We start from the raw sequence: 15697 nt of genomic DNA on the forward strand, positions 1-15697 counted from the left end.
GACGCAACATCTTCATGCTATATACAAGCATAAAAAACACAAAAAATAATACGTATATTATGGGAGGTGTTTTTTATGGACGGCAAAAAAAATAAAAAGACAGAACAACTCCAATCTTTCACGCGTGAAAATGAAGGAAAGGAGATGACAACAAATACAGGTGTTAAAATTTCAAATGATGAAAACTCTTTAACTGCCAGTGATCGTGGCCCTACCCTTCTAGAAGATTTCCTTATGCGAGAAAAACTTTCTCACTTTGACCGTGAACGAATTCCAGAACGAGTCGTTCACGCACGAGGATACGGAGCACATGGCATTTTTGAGTTATATGAATCTTTAGAAGAGCTAACAATGGCCCACTTTCTACAAGACCCTTCAAAAAAAACACCGCTTTTTATTCGTTTCTCTGAAGTAGCTGGATCAAAAGGAGCAAATGAAACGAATCGAGATGTAAGAGGATTCGCCGTTAAATTTTATACAGAAGAAGGAAATTTTGATTTAGTAGGAAATAATATTCCCATTTTCTTTATTCAAGATGGCATTAAATTTCCTGATCTTATTCACGCCCTTAAACCAGAGCCACATAATGAAATTCCACAGGGTCAAACAGCACATGATACTTTTTGGGACTTCATCGCCAACAATCAAGAATCAGCTGCAATGATGATGTGGATTATGTCCGATCGTGCAATTCCAAGAAGCTTTCGAATGATGCAAGGATTTGGCGTTCATACATTTCGTCTAGTTAATAAAAATGGAAAGTCACGATTCGTGAAATTCCACTGGAAGCCAAAGCTTGGCGTTCATTCGTTAATTTGGGATGAAGCACAAAAACTAGGTGGTGCTGACCCAGATTACCATCGCCGTGATTTGTGGGAAAATATTAATGCTGGAAACTATCCTGAGTACGAACTTGGCATTCAAATTTTAGAAGAAGAGGACGAATTTAAATACGACTTCGATATATTAGATGCAACGAAAATTTGGCCTGAAGAAGATTTTCCCGTTAAAATCATTGGGAAAATGACCTTAAATCGCAATGTAGATAATGTATTTGCTGAAACTGAACAAGTGGCACTACACCCTGGAAGTATCGTCCGTGGTATTGACTTTACCAATGACCCTCTCTTACAAGGTAGACTCTTTTCTTATACAGACACACAATTAGCACGCGTTGGTACAAATTATCAAGAACTACCGATTAACCGTCCAATATGCCCATTTCATAACAACCAAAGAGATGGTGCGTCTAAATATATAATCGACAAAGGAAAAGTTGCCTACCATAACAATTCCTTAGCAAATAATTCTCCTTATACTGTACCTGGAACAAAGGGGGGATTCGTTACATACCCTTCTACTGTATCTGGTCATAAAACAAGGGAAACTGCTGCTAGCTTCAAAGACCACTTCTCTCAAGCTCGTTTATTTTGGAATAGTATGAGTCACGTCGAAAAAATCCATATTATGCAGGCTTTCTCCTTTGAATTAGGAAAAGTCAAAAGTAAATCTGTCCGCCAACAAGTCGTGGATATGATTGGACATATTAGTACAGAATTGGCTACTTTAGTTGCAGAAGCTCTCGGAGCAAAAGTCCCAAATGTGCAAGAATCCAACGTTACAAAATCATCTCCAGCACTAAGTATGGCAAATACAACCTTTAGTCCTAATACATTACGAGTAGGTGTCATTGTTGCAAATGGATATGATGGACCAAGCGCACAATATATAATAAATCAGTTCAAACAAGTAGGTCTTCAACCAGTGATCGTTTCCGAACGATTAGGCATAGTACAGGGAACGCCAAATGGACAGTGGGAAGTAAATGATACTTTCTTAACAGGCTCACCACTCCTTTATGATGGATTACTTCTTATTGACGGAAAGATGGATGATCATTTTCTTAACAAAGCAAGTTCATTTGTCGTAGAATCATATAATCACTTTAAGCCGATTGGCTCCTTCCAAAACGGCTCTTCTATTATTCAATCTTTAAATATCGAAGGAAAGCCTGGTGTTTTAATAGAACAAGACCCTACGCGACTAGCAAATGAATTTATTAAAGCTATGACAAAACAACGCTTTTGGGATAGAGCATATTCATAAAATAGGGGGAAATTTATGTTTGTTACTGTCGAGAAAGATGTGCATATTTTTGTGCAAGACGTTAATCCTGGTCCAGGTAGTAAGACTGTTTTCTTCGTTCACGGATGGCCTTTAAATCATCAAATGTATCAATATCAACTCAATGTTTTACCAGAGCATGGCTTTCGCTGTATCGCCATGGATATACGAGGGAATGGGCAATCTGATAAGCCATGGACTGGTTACACGTATGATCGATTAGCCGATGATATCGCAATTGTTCTGGAAGCACTTCAAGTAGAGAACGCTACGTTAGTCGGTTTCTCAGTTGGTGGTGCTCTTTCTATTCGATATATGTCTCGCTATAATGGGCGCCGCATTTCTAAGCTCGCATTAATTGACGCTGTCTCTCCCTCTTTCGTTAAAAATCAAGAGTCCCCTTACGGTGTACCGAAAGAACAAGCAGATGCTCTCATTAATCAAATGTATGCTAATTTACCAAAATTTTTAAATGATGTATCTTTATCCTTTTTCAATAGAAACTTAGGAGCTGCAACCCTTGAATGGTTTTCTTATCTCGGTATGCAGTCCGCTTCTTATGCCCTTATCAAAATTTTACAAGCAGCTGCAAATGAAGATGTAACGAAAGATTTAAATAAAATTAACGTCCCAACAAAAATCTTCCACGGCGTTCACGATCAACTAATTCCTTACAAAAGTGCTGAGCTTACGCAACAACGAATTAAAAATTCTCAGTTACATGCTCTTACAAATAGTGGTCATGGTTCACCAATCGATCAAGCGGATGAATTAAATAAAGAACTGATAAAATTTTTACAAACATAACAACTGCAATATAAGAATGAACGTTAACATAATCGTTTTTTATAAAACATAAAATTCACACATTTCTCACAAATACACAAATAAAACGATTATATTTTCATATATACTAAATGTACAAGTAATACTCCCTAAACCCAGCTTGTCTGGTTACCCCGTTAAATACTATGAAAAAAGAACTTGTATCGTTATACAAGTTCTTTTTGTTTCTTTTATTTAAAGAGAATATCTTTACTATATTGATTTCCAACGAGTAAATCATATTGAAGCATTTTATATTGCTCTAACATTTCATTTTGTTTCTTTGTTAAATCATTGATTACTTCTCCATTTTTATCAACTTTTAATTCATCTCTAAGCACTGGTATTTCCTTGTAAAGTTCCGATAAAAATTGATAAAATAAGGATTTATTTAATCCTGCATAATCAAAAATAAGATTAGAAAAATGAATTGGGCTTACTAAACCTAAATTATCATTTGGCATATCAAAGTTTGCATACATTAATAACGGAGTTTGCGCCATCGCTAAACGTTCGCTCGGTGTTTTTTCATTCGTTATATACCCATTTTCTTTATAAAAAGATTTATTTGTTCCTAATGATGGAAGATGATCTCCAAAGAATACTAATAATGTAGGTCTATCTAAATTATCTAGTTGCTCTATTAAATATTGAAGGGCCTCATCTGAACGTCTTAATCCTTCTGTATACGTCTCTAATTCTCCCTTTGATTCTTCATTTTCTAGACCGCTAATTTCTATTAGGTTTTCACCAAATCGGCCTTCTGTAAATGGAAAATGATTTTGCATCGTAACTGCATGAATAAATGTTGGCTGTTTTTGTTCCTCTAACTCAGCAATTATCTCTTTACTCATCGCTAAATCACTAATATAATCTCCATCAATATCCACATTTTCCATCGTGTCCTCTGCATTAAACTTATCAAATCCTAACACCTTATATACATCGTCACGTTTAAAGAATGTGCGACCAAATGAATGAATTGCACTTGTATAATAACCTTCTTTTTTCAACGCCGTAGGGATTGATGGAATTTCTTTCTTATTTGTAATAACCTGCTGATATGGTATAGAACCTGGCTTTAACAAACTCATTGAATAACTTGTTAATGCCTCAAATTCAACGTTCGCCGTATTTCCCCCAAATGTAGGAGAAATAGTTTGTCCACCAGGAAAGTTTTCTATATAATGATGTAAATTTGGTACAGGATCTTCACTAAAAGAAAGGTTGGTTACTTTCGTGGGATCCCAAAACGATTCACTCATTACAAAAATAATATTCGGTTTCTCTTTTTTCTTTTCATTCCCTATATTTCCACTATATTGTTTTTTTATATCGTTTGCTATTTGAAGCATATTTTCTTTAGAATAATTTTTTGGTTTTTTCATAACTGTTGTATCTAAATTGCTAATAAACCCTAGTACAAAACCATTTGAAGCATAGTTCTCATTTTGATTCCACAAAACAAAATCTACACCTGATTTTTGAAATACTTTATTCATAAATGTATTCGCAAAATTACCGTACGCATATAGAACAAAAATAGATCCTACTACTAATAAGGTTCTTATTCCTAGATGAATCTTTACATTTTGAATATATCTTCTCATATATATCCCTGCTACAATACAAGCTACGATACTTAAGATAATGACAAAAATATAGCTCCAGCTAAAATAGTCCATCACCATCGGTATAACAGATTGCATATGCGTAATTTGTGTGAAATCAGAAGGATATAACGGATCGCCTCTGAAAATAAGCTTTAAATAATTCACAATACCTAAAATGACTAACGTACAGCTCGTTAAAACCATACTTAGAAAAACCTTACCTATTAAATTATATACAAGAATATATATTGCATAAATTACTACAAAACTTAATATAAACTGCATATTATAAAAGTAAATCCAATTCATTGCCTCTATGAAACTCATATTAACTTGCATGACAATATAAAATAACGCTACTGTATGAGCTAGTAAAAGTAATATAAAATGCACTCGCAGGGATGCTCTAAGTATAGACATCTCTTTTTTATTGAAATGCGTAATATAAAACGTTATGCCCCATATGAAAATCATCATAACACTTAAAACAAGCTTTTGATTTAAATGATCTTTCATCATGTCTAAATTAAAAACCTTTAAAATCATAAACAGCATAGTTATTACTAATAAAGTCACCATACTACTTATAATGCTAGAAATTAATATATTTCTTTTTGGAAGATGAAAAAGTGTAGAACCATACTTCAATTCATTCCCTCGTTTCTATGTCTTAATTTCCCCCGCATCGAAAGAACTATTTCTATTAAAATAACATATATTACATATTTCGTCTGCATACTTGTTTCTATCATAAATGTATTGTCTTAATATTCCCTTAATCAACAGTTAAATTGTGGCATACAAATTACTAATTCTTGAAAAACTTAATTTCAGCATTCCACTTTATGATACAATAACTATTTTTTAGAAGTCCTGCTATTGAAGATTTAACATGAAAATACGAAAGAATTAATAAAAAGGCGTTGCACGTTTTTAACAACTATTACTATAACGAAAAGAACCTGCCACAAGACAGGTTCTTTTCGTTATTTTATGATAAAAGAGAAAATGATTAGCATGTGTATTATATAAAAGGAAGCAGCCATATTTTCCATACGATACATACGAGTACTATAATTACAAAATCAAAAAAATCTAATCTCGGACCTTTTTTCATATTCATATGTAGCCACATATGAAACCATTTTATTTTTGTATATTTATGGATGTTTTTCTTTGCAAATCGGTAAATAAGCATTTGCATGATAAAAAATCCGGCCACAAAAATAAATAATAAGATGAGAAATCCAATCACAAAATTCCTCCTATTTTTGTAGCGTTTTTTCTACTATCCGATTTTTCAAAACCCACTCTTCAAACTGGGCACTTCCAAATTCCCAGCTAAGATCGCGAGCATGTACAGAAAAAACGTAATGACCAGCATATTCGTCCATAAATCTCCCTAACTCTACATCGTCTTTCTGAATACCGTATACTCCAAAATTAAAATACACATCCCATACGTCTTCATTCTTTCTCTTATAAGCAATCGATTCCATATCACATTCTGTCCCGAAATAATCAAGATGTAAATGTACGCTATCATCGTATTCGTACTCCATTTTATCACCCCTTATATTTGTACTTCTTTACCACCAAAAAAATTCCTGCTATCTACACTCACATATGGGCGATTACCTACATATCATGCTTGTAGAGTGACTTCTAGGAGGTGTTATATAGTGAAAAAATTAATCGCGATTTTTTGCATCATGTTACTAGCTGTTTTTACTTTTGCTGCTTGTAGTAGTAAAAAAGAAGGTACGAAAGAACAAACTCAAAACATTCGCGTCGGCGAAGTTACCCATTCTCTCTTCTATGCCCCATTATATGTTGGGATTGAAAAAGGATTTTTTAAAGATGAAGGACTAAATATTGACCTACAAACAACAGCTGGCGGTGATAAAACGATGACCGCCCTATTATCTGGCGGAATTGATATCGCTCTCGTCGGTTCTGAAACGTCTATTTACGTTCATCAACAAGGAGCGAAAGACCCTGTCATTAACTTTGCACAGCTTACACAAACAGATGGGACATTTTTAGTTTCACGTAAAAAACTAGACTCTTTTAATTGGAATGACGTAAAAGGTGTTACATTTTTAGGACAGCGTAAAGGCGGCATGCCGCAAATGGTTGGAGAATACGTTTTAAAGAAAAATGGCATTGATCCTCGCAAAGATACGAACTTAATTCAAAATATCGAATTTGCTAATATTGCAAATGCCTTCGCATCTGGTACTGGAGAGTTTGTACAGCTCTTTGAACCGACTGCAAGTATACTTGAGAAAGAAGGTAAAGGTTATATCGTCGCTTCATTCGGAAATGAATCTGGTACTGTTCCTTATACAACGTTCATGGCAAAAGAAAGTTTCTTAAAGAAAGATAAAGCTGCTGCTGAAAAGTTCACACGTGCTCTCTATAAAGCACAGCAATGGGTTGATACACATAGTCCAGAAGAGATTGCTGATACTGTTTCCCCGCTATTTAAAGACACTTCAAAAGACATTACAGTAAAAGTAATTGAACGGTATAAAAAGCAACATTCTTATGCGACAAATCCACTATTAGATGCAGAAGAATGGAAACAGCTCCAAACTATTATGAAAGACGCTGGTGAATTACAAAAAGAAGTCCCACATGAAGCGCTCGTCAATACAAAAATTGCCGAAAGCGTTATTAAGAAATAGAGGCGAAGTGTATGAGTTTTTTGCAAATACGTAACGTTTCTCACTGTTTTTTTGCAAAAGAGAATGCCAAACTTATTCTCGAAGATATGAGCTTACAAGTGGAAGAAGGCGAATTTATTTCTATACTCGGTCCAAGTGGTTGCGGTAAAACAACGCTCCTCTCAATCATTGCTGGACTACTTGATCCAATTGACGGTATCGTCTTTTTAGATGGTGAACCGATTACAACGAAAACATCATCTATGGGATATATGTTGCAACAAGATTACTTATTCCCTTGGAAAACGATTGAAGAAAATATTATGCTTGGACTTCATATTCGAAAGATTTATGATGAGCAGATGAAAGAACATACTTTAAATCTTTTAAAACAAGTCGGTCTTCATGGTGTAGAAGAACAATATCCTCGTGAACTATCCGGCGGTATGCGTCAACGTGCCGCTCTCGTTCGAACATTAGCGACTGATCCGAAAATTTTATTACTAGATGAACCATTCTCCGCACTCGATTATCAAACGAAATTAAAACTAGAAGAACTCGTTTTCAACTTACTAAATAAATATAAGAAAACATCACTACTTGTTACTCATGATATTGAAGAAGCGATCGCGATGAGTGATCGTATTTATTTACTGCAAGCGAATCCCGGAAAAATCGCAAAAACCTTTATCGTCCCGGAAAGTATCCGTTCTTTATCACCGTTAGAAGCACGCCATCACTACGATTTCCCAGCCCTCTTTCAAGATATATGGAAGGAGCTGGAACGACTTGGATAATATAAAACAACTACATGAACAATTTCGAAAGAACGAACGCAGACGCGCTTGGATTGCTCGCTCGCTACAACTTTTACTACTTATTCTTTTCTTTGCACTATGGGAAATAGCTAGTAAAAAAGAATGGATTGATCCTTTACTCTTTAGCTCTCCTTCGAGTATTTGGGATCTCTTCTTAACGAAATGGATCGACGGTTCACTTTGGGTCCACATATGGACGACATTACTGGAAACAGGAGTAGGCTTCATTCTCGGAACAGTACTTGGTGCTATTATTGCCACGTTCCTTTGGTGGATGCCACTTCTAGCCCGCGTACTTGATCCTTATCTCGTCGTCCTAAATGCAATGCCAAAAGTTGCACTCGGTCCAATCATCATCGTTATTTTCGGTCCAAACATTTCATCTTCTATCGCAATGGGAGTAATCATTTCCATCATCATTACCATTCTCGTTATTTACAGTGCATTTCAAGAAGTCGATTCTAACTATATAAAAGTGATGGACACATTTGGTGCAAATAAATGGCAATGTTATAAGCAAGTCGTTCTCCCTGCATCCTTTCCAGCAATTATCTCAACGTTAAAAGTAAACGTTGGTTTATCCTGGGTCGGTGTTATTTTCGGAGAACTTCTCGTTTCCAAACAAGGACTTGGCTACTTAATTAGCTACGGATTCCAAGTCTTTAATTTCACACTCGTCTTACTTAGCGTACTACTCACATGTGTTCTTGCAACTCTTATGTATGTATTTGTTGAGGCATTTGAAAAAATTCTAATTGGAAAAAGAAAAAGAAGCTGACTCAAAACAGTACGCTATAGTCAGCTTCTTTCTTTTACCTTTTATCACACATTTTCGTTTCATTTGTAATGTTTCCATCCGCAACCGTAACTGTATGGAAACAGTCTTTCACACGTACTGTAACGACATTATCTTTTCGATCTATCACATGATAATCATTAAACTTTTCATTCAAAGCACTACGAATTTGCTCCCCTTCAAAAATCGGAAAACCGTGAGACATTACCCAAATGAGACCAGCAACAGCAAGAATCGTTTTCATACGTTTCATTACCTCCTCGAGAGTAAACTTATAGTCCCTACAACACGCGCATTATAATTGTGTCTAAATTGTGACGTTTTTATACTAATTCTATTTTATACCTCCAGTTCCTTCTTCTTTTAAAGAAAAATACAGAATTTTCAATTTTATCAACATGAAAAAACGCAAAGAATTAAAAATTCTTCACGCTTTACTTTAACGAAACTATATCGAACGCATAACTCACATTAGTCTCCACTTTGTTGTTCTATCGTTTTCGAAACATCATATAATCCCGACAGCACTTCCGCTCTCATTTTTACAAGCTCAGGGAACTGATAGAAGAAAGCAATTTTCTTATATTTTAACTCTGTTCCTTCTTTCACCTTTTTTGAATCTTGTAAAATGAACGCTGTAAATGTATCTGCGATATCTTCCGTTACATTTGTTGTTCCATACAGCGATACAAACTCATCATGCTTTTCTTTATAAAATTTAATTTGTGCCTCTTCACTTTCTTCTACTTTCTTTTCTGTCCACTCTTGCTCAATTGGTTTCCAAAATTCATTATAAAATTGGTTAATATACGAAGTTTTTCTCGCACATCCATTTTTCAAGAACACCGTTTTACATTTATTTCGATATGATGAAATGTCTTTCTCTTCATCAAACGCCTCTAAATATTTCCTATCCACTGGTACTTGTTTATGCCCAATCGTTAATACGTGAGCCGTTTCATGAATTAATGTTTTCATCACTTCATCTATATTCACCCCAGAATCGAGCACGTCTAAACTAAGCAACCAATCTCTCGGGTCATCCATACTTGGCATGACATGAGCAACAACGCCATCATAACCATCCGTTATTAGATCAAACCCTGTTATATTCTCACGATATTTCACTGGAATGAGAGTGCGATACATGTCCCATAAAGTTTCATGATACTCTCTATCTTGTCGCTGACTTAACAAATCATCTTTTGCTACTTCGTCATCTGCAAAAGCTTTATTCAATCTCTTACGATCCAATTTCTCAAAATAAGGATCTACAATTTCATCACCATCGATATAATAAGAAGCTAAAAAGAAATAATTGTCATCCTCTTCTTTTTTCTGTTCCGCCTCTTTCATATTCATACTTTCATACTCTCCTATGTCATAATCCTCTACTTTTTCAAGTTCTGAAAGTCCCTCTATCTTTTTATATACTTTTTGTAATGTTTTATCTCCTATTTGCGTACACTCTTCTTCTGTTTTACAAATTTCTTTTTCTTTCGTAACCTCGATAGCACTATCGCATCCTGCAACTAAACTGCTTGCTATAATACAACACACTAACTTGCTATACAATTTCTTCATACAATCCCCCATTATTCCATTCTACAAAATATCATAATCATTTTTTTACGAATATGCGATAATTAATTATAAAAACTGCAAGGAGGCTTCTCATGATTCGTGCAATCTTATTCGACTTAGATGGAACACTATTAGATCGGCGCCAATCTTTAGAACAATTTATTTGTGAGCAATATAATCGCTTCTCCTCACATTTGATGAGTATAGAGAAATCAGAGTATTGTTCTCGATTTCTTGAACTCGATAATAATGGCTATACGTGGAAGGATAAAGTATATGCTACTCTCCTTTCCGAATACATCATTACTACTTTAACGCAAGAGCAAATGCTGCACGACTACATTACAAACTTCCAACATCATTGTATCCCTTTCAAAAACACGCATGAACTACTTCAACAGTTACAACAGCGAAACATTAAAATTGGTATTATCACAAATGGTTTTACTGAATTTCAGATGAGCAACCTTCGAGCACTACATATACATACGTATACAAACACCATTCTCGTTTCAGAAGCTGAAGGAATTAAAAAACCTCATCCTGAAATTTTCGAACGTGCTTTGCAAAGACTAGATGTGAAGGCAGAAGAATGTCTTTATGTTGGAGATCATCCAGAAAACGATGTGCTTGGTTCTGAACAAGTAGGGATTCTTGGTGTTTGGAAAAAAGATTCGTTTTGGGGGAATTTTAAGCATTCACGTATCGTAGATGATTTGTTGGAGGTGCTTTCGTTTTTAGAGGTGGAGATAAAAACACAATAATAGTAATTAAATTACATCAATGATTTTCACAATAGATCGATTTACCGAAAAAAAATAAAAATAATAAGAGGAGGCGTTGTTCAAAAAAGCCTCCTCTTATTATTCATACACTGTAAACTTTGGTTTACTCGGATGATCTTTTACTAGCGCATCATCTGGAAACTTTGAAACTTTTTGATATAAGGCAATGTCACCGATACAACCTGCTGTTAGTAGAATTCCTAAAAATGAGAGTGGCTCCAGATTCATAGCTAATCCCAATACAATTGGCAAAATTCCAGTTGGTAAAAACGGAAGCATTAACACTTTCTTCATTTGCTTTACTGTAACCGCCTGTTTAGAATGAGCATATGCAACACCTAATTTCCAATTAACGCCCCATTTTAGTTCACTCCACGGAACACCTCCGATATAGCGAAAGCCAATTAAATGTATCGCTTCATGAATACAAACGAGAACAATCATTGCGATAATAAAAAGAAACATCGTTAATAATGTAACTTCAACTTGAACCCCACCTGAAAGAAATATATGCAAATAACCAATTCCAAACAACAAAGCAATTATTATAAAAAATAAAGAAAAGTTTAATTTAACCATCGAAACAGTAACAGTCGTTTCTTTTCTTTTATCCATCTTCCCCCTCCTAAAATGTAAATATATCTTTACAAAATTGTATAATATACCCAAAATAATGTAAAGATATATTTACATTTATTCTTACATACAAAAAAAGAAACCGGCCACTTTACTTCGTAAAACAGCCGATTTCTTCTATATGTTTCATCGTACGCGCTAATACGTCATCACGCATTATAAAGCTAAATTTTCTATTCGTTTTAATGTTGTCAGGAATGTCTTTTAATAAAACAGACCCTTTCGTTTCTTCGTAATGCGTATGTTCTTCTACCGCACTAATTGTTGCAAAATAAATGTTTTTAATGATTATTTTGTCTTTTCCAGATACTTTGTATTGTCCTAAGTAAGTTAAATCAGAAACTATGCCGCCGGTTTCTTCATGAACCTCTCGAACTGCCGCTTCTTCCGGTGTTTCCCCTAGTTCTACTTTACCACCTGGAAATTCAAGACCGCGACGTAAATGATGCGTTAATAACCATTGATCCCCGTACCGGCATACAACCCAAACATGCTTTGGCTCAGGAGAAAATGGATAACGTTCAAACGATAATTGTACAGTGTTGTGGTAATAATCTTTAAATTTGTACATGCCATTACTCCCCTATTGATGGTTACAAGTTTTTCCTACCACAAATTGTAGCATATTCTCGCTTTTCTGCATAATATTATCCAATTACAATCCATTGATTATTCCCATTTGCGCGACTAATTCTTTCGTCTCATGATTTCCTAAATCGTAAATCATTTTATATGCTTTTTGTAGTTGTTCATCATATCGGTCATTATTTGAATCGTGATGATACTCAACAAATGGAACGTGGGAGCGTACAAATGACCCTAAATCTTCTACATATGCTTGATCAAAGTGCTCTCTTAATTCCGTAATTTCCTCATCATTTGCGGAAATCTCAAAATTATACGTATCCGCCGTCTTCACTTGTGAAATTTGACCATTTCCTATTGATATATAATATGTTTTTTTCGTCTCCATGTAACACCCTTCTTTCATCCTTTTATTTTCTATTGTTTTCATCAATTACAAAATTATGTAAAATAAAGAAAAGGAGGGATTTTATGTTCAAAATATTAATTATCGGTATTATCATCGTCCTAATCATCCTCTTACTCTCCGTCATGACAATTAATAAAGGCTATGCTTATAAACATTCCGTCGATAAACTAGAAGACAATCCTTATACAAAAAAGAATAAGGAGAATTCCTAATATGCTTCGTATACTTCGCATCATAGTAGCACTCACTGTGATCGTTATGTCGGCAATTGGATTATATACAGGTCAAAATAATTTTTTACCTCTTTCACAATTTCTATTAGGGGCTTTAATGTTTCTCATCGCATTTGAACAAATAAAGAAAAAGGAGGCAGCAACGGGATTTATTTGTATTATTGCCGATGCTTTCATTTGGATTGTTCTCATCATTAGCTATATCAAATAAAAGGAGGTACATGCATGCTAAAAGGAGTACGGATTACTTTATCACTTATTGCTTTATCTATAGCAATCTATGGATTTTTTACTAGTAATAGAGAAATAATGCCGTATATGTTTATCTCTTTAGGAGTTATGGCCCTCACCATAAGTTTAGAGGAAATATTAAAGAGGCAAACAGGAGGTAGTGTGCTCGCTCTACTAGCAGGAGCCGCTGCTTTATTTATTGGTTTCACAGAAATATTCCGATAAATGGTCTAAAGGAGGCTATACAATGCTAACTCTAACTATATTACGGAGTTTTTTAGCATTTCTCATGCTTCTCTTACTCATTCTAAGCACTTATATCCATGTTACCGATAATTTTTCACTTCTCCCATACGTACAATTTATTCTCAGTTGTTTCTTTATTCTTCTAGGAATTAATGAATTGAAATCCGGACGAAAATCAATGAGTATCCCGTATTTTTTCGTTTCCAGTCTCATATTCTTCTTTTTAATATCAAACTACTTTCGTTATATGTAGAATGAAATTTTGACCAATTTAGCATTTATAATTATTTTCTCTCAGTAACTATTTCTTTCTACTTAAGGGGGATTCCATGTTAAAAAACATTCAAATTATAATCGCCACTATCGCTCTTTTTCTCGCCCTATTTAGCTTCTTTGCAAACTTCACTATTCTTTTACCTTACGTGTTTATCCTTTTAAGTATTATGTGTATCCTTTTTGGAATCGATGAAATAAAGAAGCAGCAAAAAACGAAAGCATTTGTTTATTTTCTCTGTTCTGCCTTTGTTTTATATGTTGGAGTATGTAATATATTTTCATAAAAAAGAAGAGTATGGTTGCTCTTAGGACAATAAAAAAACTGCCCTTTCACAGGCAGTTTTTTATTTTATCCAAACACTTTCTCAAGTTCATCTTTATCTTGGCTTAACCAGAAGTTCATTAAGCGTTGTGCTCCTTCTAAGTCGTGAAGCTTCGCTTGACCACATTGTGTTTCATTTGCAGCTGGAATTTCTGTAATTTGAACCGCATCTTTTAATGTTAATTCTAATAAATCAATGATTTCTCGTACTGTCGGTGTTCCGCTTACTACAAGATAATATCCTGTTTGGCAGCCCATCGGTGAAATATCGATAATATCAAAATGCGGATAACGATCAATATATTTACGTAAATTAAATGCTAATAAATGTTCTAACGTATGAATAACATCTGGTTTCATTGCTTGTTTATTCGGTTGGCAAAAACGAATATCAAATTTATTTACAATACCGTCACTACCTACATTGTGAACTCCGCAATGTCTTACATAAGGTGCCTTTACAATCGTATGATCTAATTCAAAGCTTTCTACTGATGGCATACAACATCTCTCCCGCTTTTAATTTAATTCCGTTATATCCAATATGATATAACGGAAATGCACATTAGTAAAGTATTATGTACCGTCGTGCTATAATACTTTAAGACTATGCTGAAAAGGAGACCATTATGAAACAGATTTTTATTGGGATTATACGCTTTTATCAAAAGTTCATTTCTCCGATGACACCACCAACTTGCCGCTTTTATCCGACTTGTTCTCATTACGGATTAGAGGCGTTTCAAAAACATGGTGCACTCAAAGGTTTTTGGCTTACTTGTAAGCGTATATTAAAATGTCACCCTTTCCACCCGGGAGGATTTGATCCTGTCCCAGATAAAAAGGATGACAAAGTAAATTCTTAATTGTCGTAACCATTCACAACTAAATCTAATTTTCCTGTATCAGGATCTATAACAAGACCGTGAACAGGTACTTCTTCTGGAAGTAATGGATGGTTGCGAAGTATCGATACGCTATGTTCTACACTTTCTTCTACACTAGAGAACCCTTGTAGGAATCTTTCTAAATCGATTCCAGAATAACGGAGTGTATCTAATTTCTCATTTGTTATACCCCGCTCTTTCATCTTCTCAATTGTACTGCTTGCTTGAATTTTTGCCATACCGCAATCGTGGTGACCAACTACACAAACTTCATCAGCACCAAGTTCATATACAGCAACTAAAATACTACGCATAATACTTCCGAATGGATGTGAGATAACAGCTCCTGCTACTTTAATAATTTTCACATCACCGTTACGCATATTCATTGCTTTTGGTAATAATTCAACAAGACGAGTATCCATACAAGAGATAATTACCATTTTTTTATTCGGGAATTTTCCCGTTTCATACTCTTCGTATCTTTTCTCTTCAACAAATTTTTCATTGTATTGTAAAATCTCTTCTAATGACTTCATAGTAAAAAACCCTCTTTTCTCTCATTTACATTACTTATATAGTGTACCAAAATATGAAAAACTCAAAAAGGATATCGCTTTATAGTAAAAATAAGATATTTTCAGATAATCGACATAAT

General features: G+C 34.6%; 21 protein-coding genes. 11 read left to right on the forward strand and 10 right to left on the reverse strand.

Annotated elements, in window-relative coordinates; translation table 11 throughout:
* Positions 1–75 precede the first annotated feature (75 nt).
* Positions 76–2106, forward strand: a complete 2031-nt coding sequence (locus QCI81_RS10800; RefSeq protein WP_071731810.1) for a catalase — start codon at positions 76–78, stop codon at positions 2104–2106.
* Positions 2107–2121: 15 nt separating this feature from the next.
* A complete protein-coding gene (locus QCI81_RS10805) occupies positions 2122–2931 on the forward strand; it encodes an alpha/beta fold hydrolase (RefSeq protein WP_000498279.1) in 810 nt (269 codons plus the stop codon).
* A 209-nt stretch (positions 2932–3140) separates the two neighbouring features.
* Here QCI81_RS10805 and QCI81_RS10810 read toward each other — a convergent pair whose 3' ends face one another.
* The 3 genes from QCI81_RS10810 to QCI81_RS10820 all read right to left on the reverse strand — a co-directional run bounded on the left by QCI81_RS10810 (position 3141) and on the right by QCI81_RS10820 (position 6124).
* Positions 3141–5210, reverse strand: a complete 2070-nt coding sequence (locus tag QCI81_RS10810) for an LTA synthase family protein (protein WP_071731809.1) — start codon at positions 5208–5210, stop codon at positions 3141–3143.
* Between the two features lie 376 nt (positions 5211–5586).
* The gene (locus QCI81_RS10815; RefSeq protein WP_000578980.1) at positions 5587–5817 is read right to left on the reverse strand and encodes a hypothetical protein; all 231 of its coding nucleotides are present in this window, start codon (positions 5815–5817) and stop codon (positions 5587–5589) included.
* Positions 5818–5827: 10 nt separating this feature from the next.
* Positions 5828–6124 carry a DUF3986 family protein gene (locus QCI81_RS10820; RefSeq protein ID WP_000455579.1) on the reverse strand — a complete coding sequence of 99 codons (297 nt, stop codon included), beginning with the start codon at positions 6122–6124 and terminating at the stop codon, positions 5828–5830.
* A gap of 120 nt (positions 6125–6244) precedes the next feature.
* Here QCI81_RS10820 and QCI81_RS10825 point away from each other — a divergent pair, with 120 nt between their 5' ends.
* The 3 genes from QCI81_RS10825 to QCI81_RS10835 are packed head-to-tail and all read left to right on the forward strand — an operon-like array spanning position 6245 to position 8827.
* Positions 6245–7252 carry an ABC transporter substrate-binding protein gene (locus QCI81_RS10825; protein WP_071731808.1) on the forward strand — a complete coding sequence of 336 codons (1008 nt, stop codon included), beginning with the start codon at positions 6245–6247 and terminating at the stop codon, positions 7250–7252.
* Positions 7253–7263: 11 nt separating this feature from the next.
* Complete coding sequence (locus QCI81_RS10830; RefSeq protein ID WP_000009022.1) at positions 7264–8028, forward strand: ABC transporter ATP-binding protein; 765 nt, start codon at positions 7264–7266, stop codon at positions 8026–8028.
* Positions 8021–8827 (forward strand): ABC transporter permease, encoded by an 807-nt coding sequence (locus QCI81_RS10835; protein WP_000368798.1) that lies wholly within the window; start codon positions 8021–8023, stop codon positions 8825–8827. Before QCI81_RS10830 ends, QCI81_RS10835 begins: the two co-directional genes overlap by 8 nt.
* Positions 8828–8861: 34 nt before the next feature.
* Here QCI81_RS10835 and QCI81_RS10840 read toward each other — a convergent pair whose 3' ends face one another.
* Both QCI81_RS10840 and QCI81_RS10845 read right to left on the reverse strand, forming a co-directional pair.
* A complete protein-coding gene (locus QCI81_RS10840) occupies positions 8862–9089 on the reverse strand; it encodes a hypothetical protein (RefSeq protein ID WP_000849112.1) in 228 nt (75 codons plus the stop codon).
* A gap of 227 nt (positions 9090–9316) precedes the next feature.
* On the reverse strand, positions 9317–10429 hold the full coding sequence (locus QCI81_RS10845; RefSeq protein WP_353810730.1) for a recombinase family protein: 1113 nt from the start codon (positions 10427–10429) through the stop codon (positions 9317–9319).
* 92 nt (positions 10430–10521) lie between these two features.
* Here QCI81_RS10845 and QCI81_RS10850 point away from each other — a divergent pair, with 92 nt between their 5' ends.
* Entirely contained in the window at positions 10522–11193 is a 672-nt protein-coding gene (locus QCI81_RS10850; RefSeq protein WP_071731806.1) for an HAD family hydrolase, read from the forward strand.
* Between the two features lie 99 nt (positions 11194–11292).
* Here the strand turns inward: QCI81_RS10850 and QCI81_RS10855 are convergent, their stop codons facing one another.
* The 3 genes from QCI81_RS10855 to QCI81_RS10865 form a co-directional block, all read right to left on the reverse strand.
* Positions 11293–11829: a DUF3267 domain-containing protein gene (locus QCI81_RS10855; protein WP_071731805.1), complete on the reverse strand. Its 537-nt coding sequence runs from the start codon at positions 11827–11829 to the stop codon at positions 11293–11295.
* Positions 11830–11941: 112 nt separating this feature from the next.
* Complete coding sequence (gene mutTA / locus QCI81_RS10860) at positions 11942–12421, reverse strand: antimutator 8-oxo-(dGTP/GTP)ase (RefSeq protein WP_000276385.1); 480 nt, start codon at positions 12419–12421, stop codon at positions 11942–11944.
* 84 nt (positions 12422–12505) lie between these two features.
* Entirely contained in the window at positions 12506–12823 is a 318-nt protein-coding gene (locus tag QCI81_RS10865) for a hypothetical protein (protein WP_000448409.1), read from the reverse strand.
* An 83-nt stretch (positions 12824–12906) separates the two neighbouring features.
* On the opposite strand from QCI81_RS10865, the gene ytzI reads away from it, so the two are divergent.
* The 4 genes from ytzI (at position 12907) to QCI81_RS10885 (ending at position 14114) form a co-directional block, all read left to right on the forward strand.
* Positions 12907–13056, forward strand: coding sequence for a YtzI protein (gene ytzI / locus QCI81_RS10870; protein WP_063548871.1), 150 nt, complete (start codon positions 12907–12909; stop codon positions 13054–13056).
* Between the two features lies 1 nt (position 13057).
* Entirely contained in the window at positions 13058–13288 is a 231-nt protein-coding gene (locus QCI81_RS10875) for a DUF3953 domain-containing protein (protein WP_071731804.1), read from the forward strand.
* A gap of 14 nt (positions 13289–13302) precedes the next feature.
* Positions 13303–13533 carry a DUF3953 domain-containing protein gene (locus tag QCI81_RS10880; RefSeq protein WP_000912059.1) on the forward strand — a complete coding sequence of 77 codons (231 nt, stop codon included), beginning with the start codon at positions 13303–13305 and terminating at the stop codon, positions 13531–13533.
* A 350-nt stretch (positions 13534–13883) separates the two neighbouring features.
* The gene (locus QCI81_RS10885; protein ID WP_071731803.1) at positions 13884–14114 is read left to right on the forward strand and encodes a YczI family protein; all 231 of its coding nucleotides are present in this window, start codon (positions 13884–13886) and stop codon (positions 14112–14114) included.
* 65 nt (positions 14115–14179) lie between these two features.
* Here the strand turns inward: QCI81_RS10885 and luxS are convergent, their stop codons facing one another.
* The gene (gene luxS / locus QCI81_RS10890; protein WP_001141371.1) at positions 14180–14653 is read right to left on the reverse strand and encodes an S-ribosylhomocysteine lyase LuxS; all 474 of its coding nucleotides are present in this window, start codon (positions 14651–14653) and stop codon (positions 14180–14182) included.
* Positions 14654–14781: 128 nt separating this feature from the next.
* Between luxS and yidD the strand changes: the two genes are divergently transcribed.
* The gene (gene yidD / locus QCI81_RS10895; RefSeq protein WP_000809334.1) at positions 14782–15018 is read left to right on the forward strand and encodes a membrane protein insertion efficiency factor YidD; all 237 of its coding nucleotides are present in this window, start codon (positions 14782–14784) and stop codon (positions 15016–15018) included.
* On the opposite strand, the gene QCI81_RS10900 is transcribed toward yidD, so the two are convergent.
* Positions 15015–15578 (reverse strand): beta-class carbonic anhydrase, encoded by a 564-nt coding sequence (locus QCI81_RS10900; RefSeq protein ID WP_000838173.1) that lies wholly within the window; start codon positions 15576–15578, stop codon positions 15015–15017. The two genes, yidD and QCI81_RS10900, sit on opposite strands and share 4 nt — an antisense overlap.
* Positions 15579–15697 lie beyond the last annotated feature (119 nt).

This window comes from Bacillus cereus group sp. MG20, assembly GCF_040459885.1.
Lineage (GTDB): Bacteria > Bacillota > Bacilli > Bacillales > Bacillaceae_G > Bacillus_A > Bacillus_A cereus.